General features: G+C 50.0%; 18 protein-coding genes. 6 read left to right on the plus strand and 12 right to left on the minus strand.

Features of this window, described 5'->3' with window-relative positions:
* Positions 1–1,538: 1,538 nt before the first annotated feature.
* A complete protein-coding gene (locus tag A8707_RS27155; RefSeq protein WP_074382557.1) occupies positions 1,539–1,745 on the plus strand; it encodes a helix-turn-helix domain-containing protein in 207 nt (68 codons plus the stop codon).
* A 62-nt stretch (positions 1,746–1,807) separates the two neighbouring features.
* On the opposite strand, the gene A8707_RS22450 is transcribed toward A8707_RS27155, so the two are convergent.
* Positions 1,808–2,521 (minus strand): DUF2779 domain-containing protein, encoded by a 714-nt coding sequence (locus A8707_RS22450; RefSeq protein ID WP_068819417.1) that lies wholly within the window; start codon positions 2,519–2,521, stop codon positions 1,808–1,810.
* A 319-nt stretch (positions 2,522–2,840) separates the two neighbouring features.
* On the opposite strand from A8707_RS22450, the gene A8707_RS22455 reads away from it, so the two are divergent.
* Positions 2,841–3,257, plus strand: coding sequence for a hypothetical protein (locus A8707_RS22455; protein ID WP_231948352.1), 417 nt, complete (start codon positions 2,841–2,843; stop codon positions 3,255–3,257).
* Positions 3,258–3,689: 432 nt separating this feature from the next.
* Here the strand turns inward: A8707_RS22455 and A8707_RS22465 are convergent, their stop codons facing one another.
* The 3 genes from A8707_RS22465 to leuB form a co-directional block, all read right to left on the minus strand.
* Positions 3,690–4,511 carry a prepilin peptidase gene (locus A8707_RS22465; protein WP_068819419.1) on the minus strand — a complete coding sequence of 274 codons (822 nt, stop codon included), beginning with the start codon at positions 4,509–4,511 and terminating at the stop codon, positions 3,690–3,692.
* Positions 4,512–4,604: 93 nt separating this feature from the next.
* Entirely contained in the window at positions 4,605–4,865 is a 261-nt protein-coding gene (locus A8707_RS22470) for a hypothetical protein (RefSeq protein ID WP_231948354.1), read from the minus strand.
* A 78-nt stretch (positions 4,866–4,943) separates the two neighbouring features.
* Positions 4,944–6,023 (minus strand): 3-isopropylmalate dehydrogenase, encoded by a 1,080-nt coding sequence (leuB, locus tag A8707_RS22475; RefSeq protein WP_068819420.1) that lies wholly within the window; start codon positions 6,021–6,023, stop codon positions 4,944–4,946.
* A gap of 325 nt (positions 6,024–6,348) precedes the next feature.
* Here leuB and A8707_RS22480 point away from each other — a divergent pair, with 325 nt between their 5' ends.
* Both A8707_RS22480 and A8707_RS22485 read left to right on the plus strand, forming a co-directional pair.
* Complete coding sequence (locus A8707_RS22480; RefSeq protein ID WP_074382558.1) at positions 6,349–6,801, plus strand: DUF2127 domain-containing protein; 453 nt, start codon at positions 6,349–6,351, stop codon at positions 6,799–6,801.
* A gap of 253 nt (positions 6,802–7,054) precedes the next feature.
* Positions 7,055–8,356 carry an Nramp family divalent metal transporter gene (locus tag A8707_RS22485; protein ID WP_156518826.1) on the plus strand — a complete coding sequence of 434 codons (1,302 nt, stop codon included), beginning with the start codon at positions 7,055–7,057 and terminating at the stop codon, positions 8,354–8,356.
* A gap of 169 nt (positions 8,357–8,525) precedes the next feature.
* Here the strand turns inward: A8707_RS22485 and A8707_RS22490 are convergent, their stop codons facing one another.
* The 6 genes from A8707_RS22490 to A8707_RS22515 all read right to left on the minus strand — a co-directional run bounded on the left by A8707_RS22490 (position 8,526) and on the right by A8707_RS22515 (position 15,624).
* Positions 8,526–10,721 (minus strand): polysaccharide biosynthesis tyrosine autokinase, encoded by a 2,196-nt coding sequence (locus A8707_RS22490; RefSeq protein WP_068819422.1) that lies wholly within the window; start codon positions 10,719–10,721, stop codon positions 8,526–8,528.
* A gap of 39 nt (positions 10,722–10,760) precedes the next feature.
* Entirely contained in the window at positions 10,761–11,915 is a 1,155-nt protein-coding gene (locus tag A8707_RS22495) for a polysaccharide biosynthesis/export family protein (RefSeq protein WP_082906463.1), read from the minus strand.
* 77 nt (positions 11,916–11,992) lie between these two features.
* On the minus strand, positions 11,993–12,712 hold the full coding sequence (locus A8707_RS22500; protein WP_197484970.1) for a cyanoexosortase B system-associated protein: 720 nt from the start codon (positions 12,710–12,712) through the stop codon (positions 11,993–11,995).
* 27 nt (positions 12,713–12,739) lie between these two features.
* On the minus strand, positions 12,740–13,624 hold the full coding sequence (crtB, locus tag A8707_RS22505; protein WP_068819423.1) for a cyanoexosortase B: 885 nt from the start codon (positions 13,622–13,624) through the stop codon (positions 12,740–12,742).
* Positions 13,625–13,628: 4 nt separating this feature from the next.
* Positions 13,629–14,816, minus strand: a complete 1,188-nt coding sequence (locus A8707_RS22510; RefSeq protein ID WP_068819424.1) for a DegT/DnrJ/EryC1/StrS family aminotransferase — start codon at positions 14,814–14,816, stop codon at positions 13,629–13,631.
* Between the two features lie 340 nt (positions 14,817–15,156).
* A complete protein-coding gene (locus A8707_RS22515) occupies positions 15,157–15,624 on the minus strand; it encodes a hypothetical protein (RefSeq protein ID WP_068819425.1) in 468 nt (155 codons plus the stop codon).
* Positions 15,625–15,836: 212 nt separating this feature from the next.
* On the opposite strand from A8707_RS22515, the gene A8707_RS30365 reads away from it, so the two are divergent.
* Positions 15,837–16,043: an IS4 family transposase gene (locus A8707_RS30365; RefSeq protein ID WP_156518825.1), complete on the plus strand. Its 207-nt coding sequence runs from the start codon at positions 15,837–15,839 to the stop codon at positions 16,041–16,043.
* A 118-nt stretch (positions 16,044–16,161) separates the two neighbouring features.
* On the opposite strand, the gene ftsH3 is transcribed toward A8707_RS30365, so the two are convergent.
* Positions 16,162–18,000 carry an ATP-dependent zinc metalloprotease FtsH3 gene (gene ftsH3, locus A8707_RS22525; RefSeq protein ID WP_068819427.1) on the minus strand — a complete coding sequence of 613 codons (1,839 nt, stop codon included), beginning with the start codon at positions 17,998–18,000 and terminating at the stop codon, positions 16,162–16,164.
* A gap of 91 nt (positions 18,001–18,091) precedes the next feature.
* Positions 18,092–18,892: an aminotransferase class IV gene (locus A8707_RS22530; RefSeq protein WP_068819428.1), complete on the minus strand. Its 801-nt coding sequence runs from the start codon at positions 18,890–18,892 to the stop codon at positions 18,092–18,094.
* A gap of 57 nt (positions 18,893–18,949) precedes the next feature.
* Between A8707_RS22530 and A8707_RS22535 the strand changes: the two genes are divergently transcribed.
* Positions 18,950–19,966, plus strand: a complete 1,017-nt coding sequence (locus A8707_RS22535) for a tetratricopeptide repeat protein (RefSeq protein WP_068819429.1) — start codon at positions 18,950–18,952, stop codon at positions 19,964–19,966.
* The last annotated feature ends 269 nt before the right edge of the window (positions 19,967–20,235 follow it).

A 20,235-nucleotide genomic window follows, 5' to 3' on the forward strand; every position in this document is an offset into this window, starting at 1 on the left:
GGTCTTGACCTCAACGCGTTGGGATCAATTCTGGAACAAACTGAATCAATACGGCTTTTCCGTTGCCCTCTAATAGTATCAAATAGAGGTCGCACCCTTCTCAAGTTCCTGTTTGTCTTGCTCAGTCAGGTCACTTCTAAACGTTTGTACCAGAAGCTCTTGCTCTTTCTTTCTGGCATTATCAAGGGTTTTCCTTGTTTCACTAATCTTTCTTGGTCGGACTTTCTCAGTTCCTTCTGCTGTCAGTAAATCTGAGTCGATCGAGCATTGGAGATATAGACGATGAGTTTTCCAAGGCGGAATGGATTCTTGTGATAAGGTATCCAATTTCTCGGAACTCTCTTGTTTAGATTCTTTCTTCTTGTGAAGTAACTGCTTATCCTCTTGCTAAATTAGTTTTGCTGAACGTAAAGAAAATAGTCCTAAGGAATAATTTTTCTCTTTATCCAACTTTTTTGTGAGCTAGCCAATCCGTAGTGAATCGTTGAAGTTTTGGTCGTTGACGGCGATCGTAGGCAATCTTGAACTTGTAATCGCCTAATCACTTGAAACGTACATAGATTCGTTCTTCCGATCGCGTTTTAAGCTGACTTCTCTTGCGTCTTCATGGACGGCTTCTCGACTTAGGAACGTGGATTGATTAAGGTGCAATTTTCTGCCCTCACCCTAGCCCTCTCCCCAAGGAGAGGGAACTGAGACTCTAGCTCCCTTCTCCTTGGGGAGAAGGGTTGGCGAGGGCTTGCCCTACTTCATGAGGAGGGCGGAAGCCGCCTACAAGTTTTACAGGCTATTTAATTCACGATCCTTAGTACTTTCGCCTGGTTTCCCAAGCTCAGAATCGTGTTGATTTTTCTCCTTTGTTCAAATGATCAGCAAAGGTCACCTGGACTGCCGAAGATCAGGGGATATAGTAAAGAGCTGGGTATTTTTGCCGCATTGGTAAGCCGTTCAGTCATTGCTTCTTGCCACGCTAAAAATTCTGACTCAACACCTTTTGATTCAATTAAAATCATCTGAAGCAAGTAAACGGCATACTGCACAGAGGGCATTGGCAGCAGTGCATAGTGGTAGAAGATATTAAACAAGAATAACTCTGAGTAGCAGTTTGGATGCTCTGGAAATTGAATGGCTTCTTGTAAGAAGTTGTTAGCTTGCTCACCTGTTGGGTTCTCGCCCCTTCGGTAAACGACTTGCTAGTTGTGCTTCCAAACGTTGAATCTCTTCCCTTTTTGTTACCAATCTCTGCTGCAATTTCTCCGGGTCTTCTATCTCTTCATTGACCTCACCCCCATTCTTCAGCAGGTGAATGACTGCGCGGCGAGAGAGGGAGTCCTCCGTCACCTCATACGTATCAAACAGCAATAGTTCGGACAATTTTAATTCGCTAACGGTGGAATGCGAGTTTCAGCATCACCACTGAGGCAAATACTAACGGTGGAATACGAGTTTCAGCCTCTGTCTCGAAAAATGTCCGGAGTATTGTATTGAAACACTTATAGTTTATAGACTCTGCATATTTATTCCTCTAGGATGCTGACGTGAAAGAAAATGAGCGCTCTTACGTTAAGTGGCTATTTGGTAGGGCGGTTAGGAAGCGGAGGCGTGAACTTGACTTCTCTCAAGAGGATTTGGCTGAGCGCGCAGGCTTGCATCGGAACTACATCTCAGATATTGAACGGGGCGATCGCAATCCCTCTCTAGAAAGCATTCAAAAGTTAGCCAAAGCCCTTGACACTAGGATTTAAGCTCTCTTCATCAACTATGGGATTGACGAGGCTTCAGCAGACTGATTCAGCCCAAATCAGAATTAGGGATAGAGACACACTGAATCAGTGTTTTGTGAATCGCAGTGGAGATATTCCCAGTGTTCAACCTGCCCACCTTCGTGGAGGACGTGACAACTGTGCTGGAAGGGAAACTGTTCGTAGGGTTTCAAACCGTCAAATCTAGGAATGGCGGGGTTCTGAGATTCAAAGTCGAAGAAGTGGACGGGGTAGGTGAGTTCAGTAAGGCTGACAGCGATCGCCGCTCTATCCACGACAGGCTGATTGCTGAAAGTGCTATCAACGTAAGTACGCTGGTTTTCTGACAGAGGGTAGTTGAGTGGAAGGTCGACGATCGCCAATACCCCTTGAGCAAGCAGCATGTCTTTCTTCTTCCAGTCCAAGCGAGGGATGGAGACTTCAGGGACTTGCTGCCAGCAAGCTTGCGTGAAAGGGCAAGGGTTGGGGTTAGCACAGTGTTTGCCGATCGCCAATGTCGGCTCTAAATTCTCAGTTAAGATCGCTCTGAGTTGGCGCAGTTTGTCAGAGATCTCAGGCAGGAGTAGATCGACTTCGGCTGTGATATCTACGATCGTGAAGAGGTCTGTCAGATCTGGGAATAAGCAGGTCTGTGTGTTGATGTGCATCAGCTTGGTTGAACCGATGGGCAGACCGACACCGCTCAAGACGTATCTTTGAACGGCAACATCCCAGTGATGTTCGTCTTTGACTTTGCTAGAAGATTTGACGTGGCTCATCAACTTCCAGCCAAAGCTGCTTGTGGCATTGCAGACCACTCATGAAGTTGGATTTTGTCAGGAAGGCAGCCATACTGTGTTGAGAGAATTTGGAACTTTATACAGAATGAGGATGCCCAATTCAAGAGGCTTGTGATTGAGTGCACAAAAAACTGTTGGGAAAGTACCTCACTTTGCAGGAATTCTGCACTTGCACACAGACCTACCGAAAGTATGCCGATAGCTTCGGTAGGTCTGTGCTCGCATTGACCCGTACCCCAAAAATCTAAGAGAGACGATTCCAGCCTTAGAGACTCTATGCCAGCATATTCTTGATCCAGTGATTGACCACTTCAGCAAAGAGCGATTCCAGCTCACGTATGGCTTTTGCTCAAAAGATTTGAAGCGGTTTCTGAGCCAGAAAGACCCGGAGACAGGAATGAAGAATGGTCGAATTGATCCTAATCGCGATCAGCACATGGCGCATGAGGTGAATCGGGATGGCAAATATTACTGTGATCTCGTAGGTGCTGCTTGTGATTTTCGGATTGTGGAGTTGGGGAGCGATCGCTTCGTAGAGTGGATTTTGGAACAGCAATTGCCGTTTGGCTCACTGTACTACTATGGATGCGATTCTCGTTCCGAGACACTTCGTGACCGCCGCATTCACATTAGCTATGGTTCTCAGAATAAGCGAAATATCTGGGCATTTACAGATGGAGGAGTGCTAATGAGGAGGAGATCGAAAAGTGGATGAAATAGCGGCGTTGATCTCTTGCTCAAAAAATCGTTCACCTTGATGCTGCCTGTCATTTCCAGGTTATGAGGCAACAATCTCCATAAGGATAGCCTGGGAAGAAGGCGTGCTACTAAGCAAACTTCCCTAACTATCGTCCAATACCATTAAAGCTCTACCTGGTTCTCATTCAAAGTAGTGAAGAACAACAGTCCGGACTATTGGCATAACAAATGCCCTAATTTAGTCTGAAAAAACATGATCGTCTGTCTGGTTTTGGTTAAAGACGATCGTTTCACATCTGTTGACCGCTGAGGCGCGATCGTTTTTTCATTAGGCTTAGTCGATCGCCGTGCATTGCTTTTCTCAAACCAGATGGTTATCAAACTCCTCAACCCGACTGCGATATACCGCACTAGCTGCACCTTAGCAAAGGCATTCTCACAATAGAGGCTAGAGCGTGGGAAAAAACAGTCGGAGATAGCCTGACACCAGAGCCTCACCAAAAAAGACACTCAGAGCGGCTCCCAATGCCAAAAACGGACCGAATGGAATAGGCTGACGACGACTGATCAACCCCAATGCGATCGCGCCTCCGCCGACAAACGCCCCCATCACACACGCCAAAAATCCGCCGATCAGCAGCAGCTTCCAGCCGAGCCAAGCGCCCATCATCGCGGCAAGTTTGGCATCGCCTGCGCCCATTGCGGGTTGACCGAGCACGATCGAGCCTCCGAGTGAGATGGCATCAAGGAGCCAAACTCCTAGCACTGCGCCAATGACCCCGGCAATGAGGGATTGAATAGCTCCGGTTAGACTCGACGCGATCGCAAATCCTGAGACTGCCTGAAAGGCTAATCCTAAAATTAATCCCGATCGAGTCAGGGAGTTGGGGAGCGTCATCGTGTCCAAATCAATTAAGGACAGTGCGAGGAGCCAGCTTAAAAATATCCAGTAGCCGATCGTGGCGATCGAGAAGCCGAACGTCCAAAACGTCAGCAAGAACAGAATGCCTGTTGCGGCTTCGACGATCGGATAGCGGGGAGAAATTGGGCTTTTGCAGTGACTACAGCGACCTTTCAGCCAGAGCCATCCTAGAACAGGCACGTTTTCCCGTTTTCGCAGACGAGTCAGACAATGAGGGCAGCGCGACGGTGGATAGAGCAGCGACAATCCGGCAGGCAGACGATAGACCACGACATTGAGAAAGCTGCCGATCGAGGCTCCGAGCCAAAACACGATCAGAGAGATAGGAAGAGCCAGTAAGAAATCCATGAGGAGTCGGGGGCAGAATTCAAAGTTGCATCGAATCGACTTTCTTTACTAATCTTCCCCACCTCACGATAGGTCACTCAAACCCAGTAGCCTTTAATAAGCGTCTGACTCGATCCATTCAAACGGCACAAAACATTCTTGGGGCAACAAAATCGCCTTGCCTGTAAAGATCAGTTTGCCTCGATGGGTCAACCGATTAATGGCGACCCCTAAGGGCGGCTCCGTCAATTCGGGATGCACTTCATAATAAATCTGATAAATCAGCCGCGCCGATCGGACTACTGCCGGATCTACATACGCCGCCATGTTCTCATCGTCCACGCCCACACCTACTTGCTCGATCGTGTTAGTCACCAGCACTCCCCTCAATTGACGTTCCGACTGTATCCTATTGCAAAAAATGAGATTGGCACGAAAAAATATTCGTTATCTCTAAAGCGCTTTAATCAACGCATCGCCCATTGCCTGACAACCAACCAAAGTTTTGCCCTCAGACATGATGTCTCCGGTTCGATAATTCTGGTCTAAGACGGTTAGAACGGCTTGCTCAATGGCATCGGCTGCCGCAGGTTGATTGAGTGCATAACGCAGCATCATTGCCGCACTAAAAACTTGTGCAAGCGGATTGGCTTTGTCTTGCCCTGCAATGTCGGGCGCAGACCCGTGGACAGGTTCATAAACGCCCGGACTAGCGGCTCCTAGACTGGCAGACGGCAACATACCGATGCTTCCAGTCAGCATGGCGGCGGTATCGGAGAGAATATCGCCAAATAGATTGCTCGTGACGATCGTATCAAACTGCCTCGGCTGTCTGACTAACTCCATAGCAGCCGCATCGACATATAAATGAGACAACTCAACATCAGGGTAGTCGGCTGACAGGGCAGTGATGCCGTCGCGCCACAGTTGCGACACTTCTAACACATTAGATTTATCGACTGAGCAGAGCCGTTTGCTGCGCTTTTGCGCCGTCTCAAAGGCGACTCGCCCGATGCGATCGATTTCCAACTCGGTATATGCCATCGTGTTGACCCCGCGCTTTTCACCCGTTTCAGTGGTGAAAATCCCTCTCGGTTGCCCAAAATAAATGCCGCCTGTCAGTTCTCGCACGACCATAATATCGACTCCTTCCACGATTTCGCGCTTGAGAGAAGACGCATCGATCAACTGCGGCAAAATGGTCGCCGGACGCAGATTTGCAAATAAGCCCAATTCCGATCGCAGCCCTAACAGCCCAGTTTCAGGACGCAGATGACGGGGCAGTGTGTCCCATTTATAGCCCCCGATCGCGGCTAGTAGCACTGCGTCAGAGGTTTTGCATTGCTCTAACGTCTCTGCGGGAAGTGGTTCGCCCGTGGCATCGATCGCCGCCCCGCCAATCAGCGCCTCTTGAAACGCAAATGTCAGATCAAATTTCTCACCAACGATTTTGAGAACTTGAACCGCGACCGCCATAATTTCGGGACCGATGCCGTCGCCAGGAAGAAGCGTAATGCGATATTGCTGTGCCATGAGGGTTTTATAAAGGAATCAGGAATCGAGGGTGAAATCAGGACTCTTAGTCATCCTCGATCCTCCTCTGCGGGCTATATCATACCGTGAGAGGTGTCTGTCAATAGATGCAGAATAGGAAGGAAGCGTAGCCCAAATTGGCGTTGCTGAATACAACTATGAATTGCCCTTCTCACGAAGTGGGGCAAGCCCTCGCCAACCCTTCTCCCTGGGGAGAAGGGAGCCAGAAATCTTGTCCCTTCTCCCCAGGGAGAGGGCTAGGGTGAGGGTAAAATCTGTGCTTCATAGATCGATTTAGCAATGCCCCCAAATCTTAGGAGGTCACTTGCAGAAGCGTCCATTTGGCTTGGTTGCCATTGTGTTTTATAAAATGTTCGTTGCCTCGCTGCTGATGGTGACGGCGATCGCGCTCTTGTTAGCGATGAAGAACTACGAAGGGCTTCAGGATTTTGCTGAAAATTACGAGCTTGAAGGCAAAGTTGGAATTATTCAATGGGTCTTAGACAAGATTCTTAATTTCGATTCTAGAACACTGCAATTTAGCGGGATTGGAGCGATGGTTTACGCGATCGTGACGGCGATCGAGGCGGTTGGGCTATGGCATCAAAAACGCTGGGCGCACATCCTAGTGCTAATGCTGGTGGGGATCAGCATTCCACCCGAAATCTATGAGTTAGTAAAAGGCTTTTCAGCGCTTAAATCAATTGTTTTTGTCGTGAATGTCGCGGTTTTCTGGTATCTCGTCCGCACGTTTCCAAAGCACAAAACTCACGTTTGAATAGGCTGGTGATTCTCAAGCGTCTATTCCCGATTAGAGAGTGCTTTTTGCGACCGAAGAAGGACGTAGGACTCGATCGCCAGTGTTAGCCTTAATTTCATGTTTGCAGTGAGAAGTGAATCTGCAATTTCAGTCGTTGAAATGACGACTTCTTCCACTGCTCCCATTCTTTGCGATATCATGATTTCATATTCTTTTCATAATCTTTTTTGTCAAGGAGATTAAGTGAATGCCTTTCCAAGAGACTGTTGCGATGCCTAGCCTTTCTGAAGTTCATCGCAGCATCCCAGTCCCCAGTGTTAAAGGCTTTTGGCGCAAATTTTTGGCATACGCAGGTCCAGGTTATTTGGTGTCAGTTGGCTATGTTGACCCCGGAAACTGGGCGACTGACATTGCAGGCGGCTCGAAATTTGGATACGCGCTTTTAAGCGTGATTTTGTTGTCTAACTTGATGGCGATTTTGCTGCAAACGCTGTGCGTAAGATTGGGAGTCGCGACGGGTCGCGATCTGGCGCAGATGTGTCGTGAGGCATTTAGCCCAAGAGTGTCGTTTATTCTGTGGGTGCTCTGTGAGTTGGCGATCGCTGCCTGTGATTTCGCAGAACTATTGGGTAGCGCGATCGCCCTACAGCTTTTGTTTGGGTTGCCGCTTGTGTGGGGCGTGTGCCTAATGGGGCTAGATGTAATCGTCCTATTGCTGCTGCAAAAGAAAGGATTTCGCTATATCGAAGCGCTGGTGATTACGCTGGTTGGCACGATCGCGCTGTGCTTTTTGGCAGAAGTAATTTTCTCGCGTCCCGATTTTGGGGGCATTCTTCAGGGATATTTTCCTAAAGCAGAGATCGTGCAGAACTCAGAAATGCTTTATTTGGCGATCGCGATTTTGGGTGCAACGGTGATGCCGCACAATTTATATTTGCACTCAGCGATCGTGCAAACTCGCGCCTGGGAGCCAACGATCGAAAAGAAGCGGGAAGCGATTAAATTCAGCACCCTTGATTCGACGGTGGCGCTGTGGTTTGCGCTGTTGATCAATTCAGCCATATTGATTGTTGCAGCCGCCACGTTTCACACCAGTGGACATTATGAAGTGGCTGAAATTCAAGATGCCTATAAGCTGCTCTCGCCTCTGATGGGAGTTGGGGCTGCCAGCGCAATTTTTGCGTTTGCGCTGTTGGCTTCTGGGCAGAGTTCTACGCTGACCGCCACTCTAGCAGGTCAAATCGTGATGGAAGGGTTTCTGAACCTGCGCTTACGCCCGTGGGTGCGTCGTCTCGCCACTCGGTTAATTGCTCTCGTCCCGGCGTTAATCACGATCATTTTCTTTGGCGAGCAAAGCACCGGGAAATTATTGGTGTTTAGTCAAGTCGTCTTGAGCTTGCAGCTTTCGTTTGCCGTGATTCCGTTGGTGATGTTTACGAGCGATCGCCGACTAATGGGCACGTTTGTCAACCCTTTCTGGCTCAAGCTGTTGAGTTGGGCAGTTGCTTTGCTGATTGCCGGAGTGAATGCTTGGCTGCTCTGGGAAACGGCGATCGGGTGGCTGACTCGATAGAGATTAGGGCGTGTTTTATAAACCTCTCTTACTGCGATTCTGCCTTGCCCTGAACTGAAGTTCAGTCCGTTTTAACGGACTTTCCACTATCAGCCCAAACTTCAGTTCAGGGCGGGATAGCAACGAAGATCAGAGTTTTAAAACACTACCTAAAGAATTCCCAAGAGTTTTAGGGTCGATTGCTCGTGGTCACTTTTTCCGATGTGGACGTTTTCGCAGAACGATCGATCGCTGAATTTTGCGCCTCAGCCATCATCGCGTCCTCAACGGCACGAGAGAATTGCACATCGACTCCGTTAATGATTGCGCCTAGTAACGTGTGGTCTTCTGTCTCGGTCAGATGGTCGATCGCTTCAGTCAAAATGCTCTCCTGAGTCACCCCTGGACGAGTGACCAGCACCAATCCATCGCTATAGGGTTCTAGCAATAGGGCATCATTGCACTGACTCAACGCGGGTGTATCCAGCACGACGAGATCAAAACGCCCTCTGGCATCTTCGAGCAGTCGCCGCATCTCGCTCGATTCGAGAATGGATGCTGCCTGACGCTGCGGACCGACGCTTGGCACGATATAAAGATTTTCGACATCCGGCGCGAGACGGACACACTCACTAATCTGTCCGTAATAGCGCAAGGGTTCAATGACGCTATCCGGGTCAGCCGCCAGATTCACATAGTTGGCTTGAGAGGACGATCGCAGATCTGCCTCAATCAATAACGTTCGTTTTCCAGCTCTGGCAGACGCGATCGCCAAATTATACGCGCTGATTGTTTTGCCTTCATCGGCGATCGTGCTGGTCAACAAAATCACTCGCAGCGCCTTGCCTTCTGTCAACCGCAGCTTACTGCGAAATCGCTCATAATATTCAAAATAAGGCGAGTCGGATTTGATTAAAACAGGCGAGTCTTTGATATCCCAAACTTTCACCAACGGAAGCGCACCCAGAATCGTGACATCTCGCTGTCGCAGTGCCTCTCGCAAATCTTCCTCGGTGTAGAATTTGCCCTCCATTGTGTCGAGCAGGAAGATCAAACCGCCCCCAACAAGCAAGCCGACTAAGCCTCCGATCGCCAGCGTTAACGGAATGCTCTTGCCAACTTTGGGCGGAGTCGGCAGGAGTGAGGGCGCTTTAGCAAGACTGAGACTGCTCACCGTTTCGGCTTCTGCGGCTTTGGCATCGACCAATTTGAGCTGCATCTGGTCGTGGAGTGCCTTCTTGAGCCGGACTTGATCTTCTAGCCGGGTGCGCTCTAGCTGGCGATTGGGGACGATCGAGAACTGTTGGCGCAGAGTCTGCTCCGATCGCACCGTTGAAATTAACTGCTGCTGTAAGACTTCTTGCTGGGTCTTTAGCCCGACTAAGACATTTGCCAACTGCTGTCGAGCCGGGTCGAGGCTGCTGTCTTTTCGCACACTGCTAGAAAATGGAGCCGCTACCCCACCACCGCCGACGACTTCTCCGGCTCGTTTTTGAAGCTGCTCCTCTAGCGTCTGCTGCTGTTTTCGGAGATTCACCATATCTGGGTGTTCGGGACGCAGATCTTTTCCTTTGAGAGAAATCTGCGCCTCGACTTGCTGAATCTGAGCGCGTAAATTAGCTAACAGTGGGTCAGCACTCAGAGCCGACGAGACATACGCCTGATTGGGGTCTAGCCCTAGTCGCTGTTCCAAACTCCGAATCTGGGCATTGGTGCCATCAAGCTGTAGCTGTAGCTGTCGCTGCTGACTTTCACTGCCCGTAATTGCGCCGATTAGCGTCCCGTTTTGAGCCGCGATCAGTTGAGGTCCTTCGACCCGATCGTATTCTTCTAGCACTCGTTCTGAGGCTCTCAAATCACCTGACACCTTGGGCAACCGCTGATTGATCGAGTCGATCACCGCGCGCAATCGAGCAGAGTTGTTGAGCCGACTCTGTTCAACAATGCGTTGACTAAATTGTTGAGCCACCGCGATCGCTCGTTTGGGATCGCTATCACTATAAGCGACATCGACTTGAGCCGAGCTAGCCGCCGGAGCCGCTTGCCCCTTTGCCGCTTTCGGCACGTCTACCTCTACCTTCGTGTTTCTCACCACCTCTAGCGGCGGAACGCCCACTTCTTTAGCAACCGCTTCGATCATCTCCTTGGGCACGAGAGAATCGCTGGTAAACGTCTCGATCGGCTGTCTGACCTCAGTGCCGATCGTTGAAAAAGCGATCGGCGGACGGTTAGAAACGAGTAAAGCATTCGCCTGATAAATCGGGGCTGGGTCAGGGAGAGACACCACCACACCTGCTGCCGCCATGCCGACAAACACCCCGGCTGGAATTGCCCATTTGTAACGATCGACAGCCAGAAGATAGCGCTTAACGATGGGCGGAGTCATAGGAACACAACGTATTCAGTAACCTGATTGTAAGACTTGCTAATTGCGATTGTTGGTCGGACCAAAGAGATTAGTGGCACCGTTCCCCAGTTCTCTAAAGAATAATAAAAATCCCAGCACATCTCGAAATGGCTGTGTAAACACATTCAGGGCATAAGTCACTCTTCCCACTAAGTTTCGACCAACGACGATCACATCATTATCTTCGAGTGCCAGATTTTGAGCCAGGTCGCCCATAATGACTTTTTTGCCATCGATTTCTCGCGAGACCGCTTTTTGCTGAATGGGGTCAAATCGAATCAGAGCAATTCTTCGCAAATCTGATGTGTCAGGGCTGACTGCGGCGGCTGTCAGTGCATCCAAAAAAGTGCTGCCACTGGGGAGAACGACGTTGCCTAATCCGCCTCTGGCATAGCTCAAGACTCGCACTGAGATTTGGGGTTTTACCAGGGTCGATCGTGCCACTAACCCCCGATCGTAATCTTTATCGGCTCCCGGCTCTAGTTTAGAAACCACCACCACATCGCCATCCTGCAAGCGCAAATCGGGGAGAGCCGTGCCGTTTTTGAGGGGAGAAACCAGATCTAGCTTTTCTTCTAAGGTCGAGCCATCATTCAAAGTACGCCGTACAATCACCGATCGTAGGTCTGCCGTCTGGGTTGCCCCGCCTGCACTGAGAAGCGCTGATGAAATCCGGCTTGGCGCTGGAACTGGATAAACCCCTGGGCGAGAGATTTCTCCCGTCAGCGTCACCAGCACCGGACGCTGATTGGTCAGTGCCAATAGGACGATCGGGTCAATCACATATCGGTTAACGCCCTGCCGAACTTTCTCTTGAGCTTGGTCGATCGTCAACCCCTGAAGCGTGACTTTGCCTAACAGAGGTGTGGTGATATTTCCGTCTTGATCAATCACTGCCTGAAAATTCAAATCAGGAAATCTCTGAACCACTACCCCAACGGCATCTCCGGCTCCCAGTCGATACAAATTAAACGAGCTGGGGGGCGCAACTGGAGTCGGTTGCACGATCGTAGGTTTGGTAGCGGGTGGCAAAGATGTTTGACTCAGGACAACTTGAGGAGACTGAACCCCGATCGCCCAAAGCAAAATTGCAAACGGCAACGCGGATGTAGCCGAGTAGACACTCGCGAGAGATAGCGCTGTGATCTGACGATTCAGGACGATTGGGGTCATAATTGGCACGTTTCAGGCATCCTCTAAGCTGTCGCTATTGTATCTCCCTGACTTTAGACAGATGCTTTAAGTTGCTGTTAAGGACGCAAAACGCTCGACATCAAAGTTGATTGAATGGTCTGAGCCAACGATTCGACTTCTGACCAATGTTGCTCGATCGTGTCAAGCGGCTCGATCGGCACTAAAATGCTGACTGCCACCCAGGGAATGCGGCGATTTTGCCACTGAGCGGCTCGATCGGCAAAAAACCACTGGCTCGGTGCCGGATGTCCGCCTGTTGACCAGGCATACCATTGCAAAACGGCGTAAGTCTGCCGCCTTGTCTCTTGAGCACTTCCTCGCTGTCGCTTAGTCAGACCTCGAAAGAATTGAGCCGTCACTTTCGTCGCGGGATTCTTAACGGTGAAGTCAACTGACCGATCGGAGTCCGTTTCCCAGTTTTGAAAGCCATTGACATCACTCCATTCGACTTCGGGCTGTTCTCGATTGCCCTTTTGAGGAAACAACAGCACGATCGCTTTGTCTTTGTTGGCGTTGGTGATTTCTTGCATCAACCATTTGTGTTCTCCAACCTGCGGAGTTTTGCGATCAATCACCTGCCATCCTGGAATCTGCAATCCGACCTGACGCAGCTTAGTGAGTTGCGACAGGGTTGCCACCTTGGGAGGCTCTGACCAGCGCCACTTACCTGACAGATAGCCAGGAGCGGCTCCGATCGCGGCGAGAACCAGCAGCAGCACGAGCAGCACGGCTTTAGATGATTGGAGACGCAGAGACTTGCGGAGGGAGATCATCATCGCAAAAAAATAGAACAGAGTTGCAGCCTAGTCAGTCGGAGAAAAACGTTTGTCGATCGCCCCAATCAGCACGACGAGCAAGCCCAACATCAGAGCAGAATAGACATCTCCGCCCCACCCTTCATGCAGCCAGCCAAACGCCTGATCGCGTCCAGTGCCGTGAAAGTAGGTGAGGAGCGTGTTGCGAAGGATGTTAGCGGTAATGCTAATCAGGATAGTGCTGATCAGAAATAGGATGGAAACAATGCGCGATCGCAGCAGATTTGTCCAATAAAGCAGCATCAAAGCGACGTAGAGACTGGTGAACAGCATCTTGAGTCCTGCACAATAGGGAGCCACTTCGACAATCTGCCCATTTACATATAAATAGATTTGCTCAACGGTGACATTGAGACCGAGTTGATTGAGAATAAAGCCCGCTGTGCCCGCGATAAAGCTTTGCAGTGGCAAGGTATAAGGAGCAATCAAATAAGGAATCTCGCTCGGCGTTGCCAGAAACACCAGCAGCAAGGCAAATCCCTGTAGCTTTAAGCCGGGTAGCCCTTTTAACCACAGACAAATTCCAGTCAGCAAACAAGGGAGAGAAAGATTTACAAAGTCGGGCAACCCGCTGAGATAGAAAACGCCTGCCACGAGCAGCAAGAGTGCGCCGATGAATTTTTCTAGCCCGATCGCCCGATCGTTTTCGGCGATTCGCTGCCACTGTTTACGATTCATCCAGACAACATACGCTGCAAAAGGCAGCCCAATAATGCCGTGGCTGAAATATTCGTGCTCAATGCTGATGTTTTTGCGGAGCCAGCCATCGACCCAATGCAGCAAGAGCGGCGCATAGAGCAAGGTCAGCAAACCCATCAGGGCGGCGTTGCTCCAATAGCGCTCGACGATCGTAGAAGAAAGACGAATTCGCATAATGTTACGCCGAGATTTTGAGGGCTGAGTGAGCGGTTAGAGAGGCTTCTAGCACATCTATAATCCGATGAATTTGCGGATCGCTCAAGCCTGGATACATCGGTAGAGATAAGATTTCTTGACACAACGTTTCAGAGATCGGAAAGTCTCCGGCTCGATAGCCCAAATTCTTAAATGCAGGCTGAAGATGACACGGAATCGGATAGTGAATTCCGGTTTGAATGTCTTGATGCGCGAGTTTCTCTTGCAAAGTTTCTCGATCGAGCGCACACGCCGCCGAGCCATCCTGATTTTCTACCCGTGCTCTGATCACATAGAGATGATAGACGTGTCCTTTTCCACATTGGTTTTGAATGGGGAGAATGCCTTGAGCGTAAAGCGGTTTGAGCCGCGTATTGTATTGCTCGGCAATCTGGGAGCGATCGAGGTTCCACTCTGTTAGGTAAGGCAATTTCACGTTGAGAACCGCCGCTTGAATCGTATCTAGACGGCTATTAGTTCCGTAGTCTGCGTGAAAATATTTGCGAGAAGCCCCATAGTTTCGCAGCGATCGCATTTTTTGAGCGACGGTTTCATCGTTAGTGACGACCATTCCCCCATCGCCCAACGCGCCCAAATTCTTAGCCGGATAGAAACTAAAGGCGGCAGCGACTCCGATCGAGCCAGCCCGATAGCCTTCTCGCTCTGCCAGATGTGCTTGAGCCGCGTCTTCAAAAATCAGCAAACCATAGGTGTTGGCGAGATTTCGCAAAAGCGTCGGTGAAACCATTTGCCCATAGAGATGCACCGGAACAATGGCGCGTGTTTTGGGCGTAATGGCTTTTTCGGCAGCCACCAGATCAATGAGGGCTGTTTTAGCGTCGCAATCGACCAAAACCGGAGTTGCGCCTGCCCGAAGCACTCCGATCAGCGTCGCGACAAACGTGTTGGCGGGCAAAATTACTTCATCTCCTTCGCCAATGCCACAGGCTTGAAGTCCGAGGGCGATCGCGTCGGTTCCACAGGCAACCCCAATGCCGTGCTGCGATCGACACGCCGCTGCAAAGGCTTGCTCAAACTCAGCCAGGGCTTGACCTAAAATATAATCACCCCGCTGCATGACTCCTCGAATCGCCTGCTCGATCTGATCTTGAATGGGCTGATGTTGAGCAGAGAGGTCAACAAACGGAATCGTGGCTGAGACACTGTGCATATAAAAGCATCAACAATGAAGGAGCTAAGAGGGCACTGAGTATAAACACTAATCTAGTTATGAGCCACAAGTAGGTGATCAAACACACCTAAGCTGTGAAGAGTCTGTGAATTAAGCAGGTGCCTCAGTAAACTTCACGTTATTTTTAACTGACTCTACAAACTAACTAGCCATTTAGTGCCCCACGTAGACGGAATTATCTTTCCAGCAATTCCGAACTCAGAGTACCCATTGTCAGATGCTTCATCCCAGGGTTGAGAGTGGAATCCCAAACAATCGAGAACCCCTGACACAAAAAAGTCCCCTAACGTAGGAGAATTACAGCGTTTGTGCGATCGGGCTAATTTCCTTGCACGGTCAATCGATAGTTTTGGCGGACTCCAGGCTCGATCGAGCCAACCCACACCTGATAAGTGCCCGCTTGCCAGTCGCCATCTTCTAGTAGCGCCCCTTTATTCGACGAGTTAGCATTATCGCCACAGCGAACCGAATTATCAGAGCCTTTAATCACGATCGTGGTTTCTTGATCGCCACTGTTGACTTTTAGCTTGAGCTTTGAGAAAGGCTTTTGCAAAACCAGCAGATGATCAGGATTGGAATCGCCAAACCCCAAACATTTCCTGTCGTGACGATCGCTATTGCTGACGATCGCAGGCAGCGAGGTCGAACCCCCAGTCGAGCCGTTTAAAGCCCCAGCAGAATTGTTAGAACTCAGTGTTAGAGTGCCAAAATTAGCGGGTTGCGCTAGAACTGGAACTGCGCTAAAAAAGCTGAATGCCAAGAGTAGAGACTTTAGCCGAACCGCCATATCACCATCCTCACTGATAAAGATAAAAATTTGGTTGTTAAAAAAACTGGGTGTTTTAAGTAGAAGCACAAAACTCTTTAGCCACAGAGAATACTTTACAATCGTTCACCATCATTAGACCTCCTGCATGAATCCTTCGCCCTCACCCTAGCGCTCTCCTTAGAGCGTGTCGTTACCAACATTTTTAGCCGCACCGACCCGCCACTGAGGTTGTGCCAAACGTCATGGTGCGAGGGTTGGTGATTCGCCTCAAGCTGACGACTGCCCAGATCACCCTGGGCGAGTTTTGGGGCGCGGTTGCCCGCTTGGGCGGGTTCATCGGTCGCAAATCTGATGGGCAGCCCGGATGGCAAACGCTTTGGCGAGACTGGTCAAGGTTGCAGGACTTGTGCTGGAGGGTTGGGGCGGGGGGCAGCTAAAAATGTTGGTAATGACAAGCCCCACAGGAGAGGGCTAGGGTGAGGGCAGATTCAGCATCAGAAAAAGCGACCCTGAATTTGAGTTCGGGGTCGCTTTAAAGATAGTGAGAGAATGCGATTAGGCGATCGATGCCATCTTCACATCGTTGTTTGCCAACAGTTCTTGCAGTTCTTCCGCGTCTACTGTCTCTTTCTCAATCAGCAGTTCTGCTAACTGATTCAAAACGTGACGGTTTTCGACGAGAACTTGCTTACAGCGACGATAAGCTTGCTCAACTAAGCTTCGCACTTCGTCATCGATCGTGGCAGCCGTTTCGTCAGAAAAGTCACGCTCAGAGGCGATATCGCGACCCATAAACATATTGCCCTGCTGACGACCCAATGCGACGGGACCGAGGCGATCGCTCATGCCAAACCGAGTCACCATCTGACGGGCAACCCGTGCCACTTGCTGAAGGTCATTCGATGCGCCAGTCGTCACTTCTTCCTCACCGTAGACGAGTTCTTCAGCTAACCGACCGCCCAGAGCTACTGCCATTTGGTTTTGCAGATACGAGCGGGAGTATAAGCCGGAATCCATCCGATCTTCGCTAGGCGTAAACCAGGTCAAACCTCCGGCGCGACCGCGAGGAATAATGCTGATTTTCTGCACCGGGTCGTAGTCGGGCATTAAAGCACCGACCAAGGCATGACCTGCTTCGTGATAAGCGACTAACTCCTTGCGCTTCTCGCTCATGACGCGATCTTTCTTCTCAGGACCTGCCAGGACGCGATCGATCGCGTCGTTGACTTCATCCATCGAAACTTCAGTCAGGTTGCGACGAGCGGCTAGAATGGCGGCTTCGTTTAACAAGTTTGCCAAATCAGCACCCGTAAAGCCAGGAGTCCGACGGGCAATTTTCTCAAGGTCAACGTCTTTTGACAGCGTTTTGCCACGAGAGTGAACGTTGAGAATTTCGAGGCGACCTGCATAGTCGGGGCGATCGACGACTACTTGACGGTCAAACCGACCCGGACGTAGGAGTGCAGCATCCAAGACATCAGGGCGGTTGGTTGCCGCGATGATGATCACTCCGGTGTTGCCCTCAAAGCCATCCATTTCGGTCAGCAACTGGTTGAGGGTTTGCTCCCGCTCATCGTTGCCGCCGCCCAAACCAGCGCCCCGTTGACGACCAACGGCATCGATTTCATCAATGAAGACGATGCAAGGCGCATTGGTCTTAGCTTGCTCAAATAAGTCACGGACGCGGGATGCACCCACCCCAACAAACATTTCGACAAACTCAGAGCCAGAGATCGAGAAGAAGGGAACGCCCGCTTCACCCGCAACGGCTCTTGCTAGAAGGGTTTTACCCGTTCCAGGAGGTCCGACGAGCAGCACGCCTTTGGGAATCTTGGCACCGACTGCGGTAAAGCGATCGGCGTTTTTCAAGAAGTCCACAACTTCATTAAGCTCTAGTTTTGCCTGGTCAATGCCAGCGACATCGCCAAACGTGACCTGAGTTTGTGGCTCCATTTGCACTCTGGCTTTTGATTTGCCAAAGTTCATCGCCTGGTTGCCGGGACCATTTTGAGCGCGACGCAGTAGAAAAAATAGACCCACCAGCAGCAAAACAGGGAAGAATAGGCTACTCAGCGCTCTCAGCCAGAAGCTCTCGTCTTGCTGAGGCAGCACTGAAATATCAACGTTATTCTTAATCAAGATATTGATTAGATCGGGGTCACTGGGAAGATTTACCCGAACATAAGTGCCATCTTGAAGCTGTGCCCGTGCAATGCTGCGATCGGCACTGATGCTAACTTTCTCAACTTTATTTGTTTGAACTTCTTGGACAAATTGGCTGTAGCGCCAGGTGACTCCTGGTGCGGGCTGTTTGTCAAAAAATGCGGTTGCCAATGCAATGACAACGATTGCCAGGAGCGCGTACAGTCCTGCGTTTCTCCAGCGTTTGTTCACCAGCGGTATTCCTCCTAGCGTTAGGGATGAGGAGAGTCTCAGTTTTGTTATGTTAATTAATATTAACTCACTGTGAGAATCTTCTGAGGCATTAGGTGAAGAAAAGCCCCTTCAATCTCTGAAAACTCTGATGGGCTGGGTCATAGAGTCGTGAGTCGACACCTCTCAGAATTGTGTGAATTGGAATGACTTCCATCACGCAATTGGTGTAAGCGATCGCCGCAAACGTCTCGATCAACTCAGCGTCCCAGGGTTTTTCGATGACTTCTTCATTGTGCCATCTCAGTTTGTGGATGAGTTGGTTTCTCAAAATTCCGGGGAGAATTCCTGCTTGTAGGGGAGGAGTGTGCCAAGCTCCACTGCGCCAACCCCAGAGATTTCCGGTGCTGGTTTCGAGCCAGTTGCCCGTGTCGTCGGTGAGAATGGCTTCTTGTGCGCCCGATCGCTGCGCTTGCTGAAGTGCCAGCCACGAAGCGAGATAGTTTCCGGTTTTGTGGCTGGGCAGCGATCGCTGCAAGTGAGATTCGGCGACTTTAGCAATGATGCCGTTTTGCTGACGTTGAGCTAAATCGGGCGGCAAATATCGTCCGGTAATCCACTCTCGCCCATCGGCAAAGATGACGATTCTAAGCACGGGAAATTGAGCGGCTAATAAGTCTGCCCCGTGACGAACTCGTTCCCAGTTTGGCTGTAACCAGTCGAACGCCTCTAAACTGGATTGCAGCCGAGCTTGATGTTCTGTCCAATGGGTGAGCGGATGGTCGAGAGAGTCATAAACTCGCAGAGTTGTGAAAACAGTGGCTCCGTAGATTAAGCCGGGATTGTCGATCGCCAGTTCTAAATTTCTGCCCTCAATCAACCTGCCGTCATACCAAAAAGCAAAGTTTTTCATCACAGCCGTCTCGTAGGTTTGTAAACTAAGCAAACGTGTTCTTCGGAGGTCAAAATTATGGCGAACTCAGGGCAGCATGTCGGCTGGTTAAAAAAAGCAGAAACGTTCGCTGAGTGGAAGCAATTTAAGCAAGCGATCGTTGCTTATGACAAAGCCACCAAGCTCAAGTCTAATTATGTGGAAGCTTGGACGGGCAAGGGCAAAGTCTTGATGGATCTAAAGGATTTTGAAGGCTCGATCGCGGCGTTCAACAAAGTGATTAAGCTCAAGCCACAAGACTTAGAAGGATGGTTCTTTAAAGCGACTGCCTTAGAGGAACTCGATCGTCAAGATGAAGCATTCGCTTGCTATGACGAAGCGCTAAAAGCATTGCCCAATAATGAGGGCATCCAATTTTTTCGAGGGATGTATTTAGTTCGTCAGCAGCGAGGCGAGGAGGCGATCGAGTCGTTGAATCGAGCGATCGACTTAACCCCAAACCCGATGTATTTAATGGCTCGAAGCGTCGCGCTAGAACAACTAGAGCGCTATGAAGATGCCTTGTCTGATTTGGATCGAGTGCTGAACTTGGAAGATTCGACGATCGTTTGGATCAATCGAGCCAAACTGCTTGAAAAGCTGGAGCGATATGACGACGCTGAAAAGTCTTATGACGAGGCGGTTGATAGCGACACAGACTCATTTATGGCATGGGAAGAGGAACTGCTGTTTTTTGAGCGACGAGAGAACTACGAGAAGGCTTTAAAGGATGCCGAAGCGATCGCTGATATTTTCCCAGATGCTTGGCGAAGTTGGATGCTGCAAGGTCGCATTCTGAAGAAAGTTCAGCGTTATGAAGACGCGATCGCCAGCTATAACCGCGCCATAGAACTTGCTCCTGTTGCTGTCGAGGTTTATTACGGATTGGCAACCTGTTACGCAATGCAAGACAACCTTGAGCAGGCATTGGCGAATTTAAGACGAGCGATCGATCTGAATGCTGATTTACGAGGGTCTGCCCTGACCGATTTAGCCTTTGATAACTTGCGGGAGACCGAAGAATTTAAGACGCTGACGGCAACTGTAGAGCGATGATCTAAAGAAACCACCTCTTGGAACGATCGCGCTAAGGATCATGAATCGAATAAGGTCGGTCATTACAAAACGGAGTTGCCCTCCTCACGAAGTCTACCGTATACACACAAGTCTTTCGATCAGTCATTGCTGAGATCCTCGCCCCCTTGAATTATGAGAGTGTGGTAGACCGTCCCCTTACAAGTGTAGGTTTGTGTTGAAGCTGTGAGGAGTGACTCCGCTGGGGTGAGCATGAAGAAGCTGCGTCTTGAAGAGGTAATCATGCTCCG

It is taken from the genome of Phormidesmis priestleyi BC1401 (assembly GCF_001650195.1).
In the GTDB taxonomy this organism is placed as follows: Bacteria; Cyanobacteriota; Cyanobacteriia; order Leptolyngbyales; family Leptolyngbyaceae; genus Phormidesmis_A; species Phormidesmis_A priestleyi_B.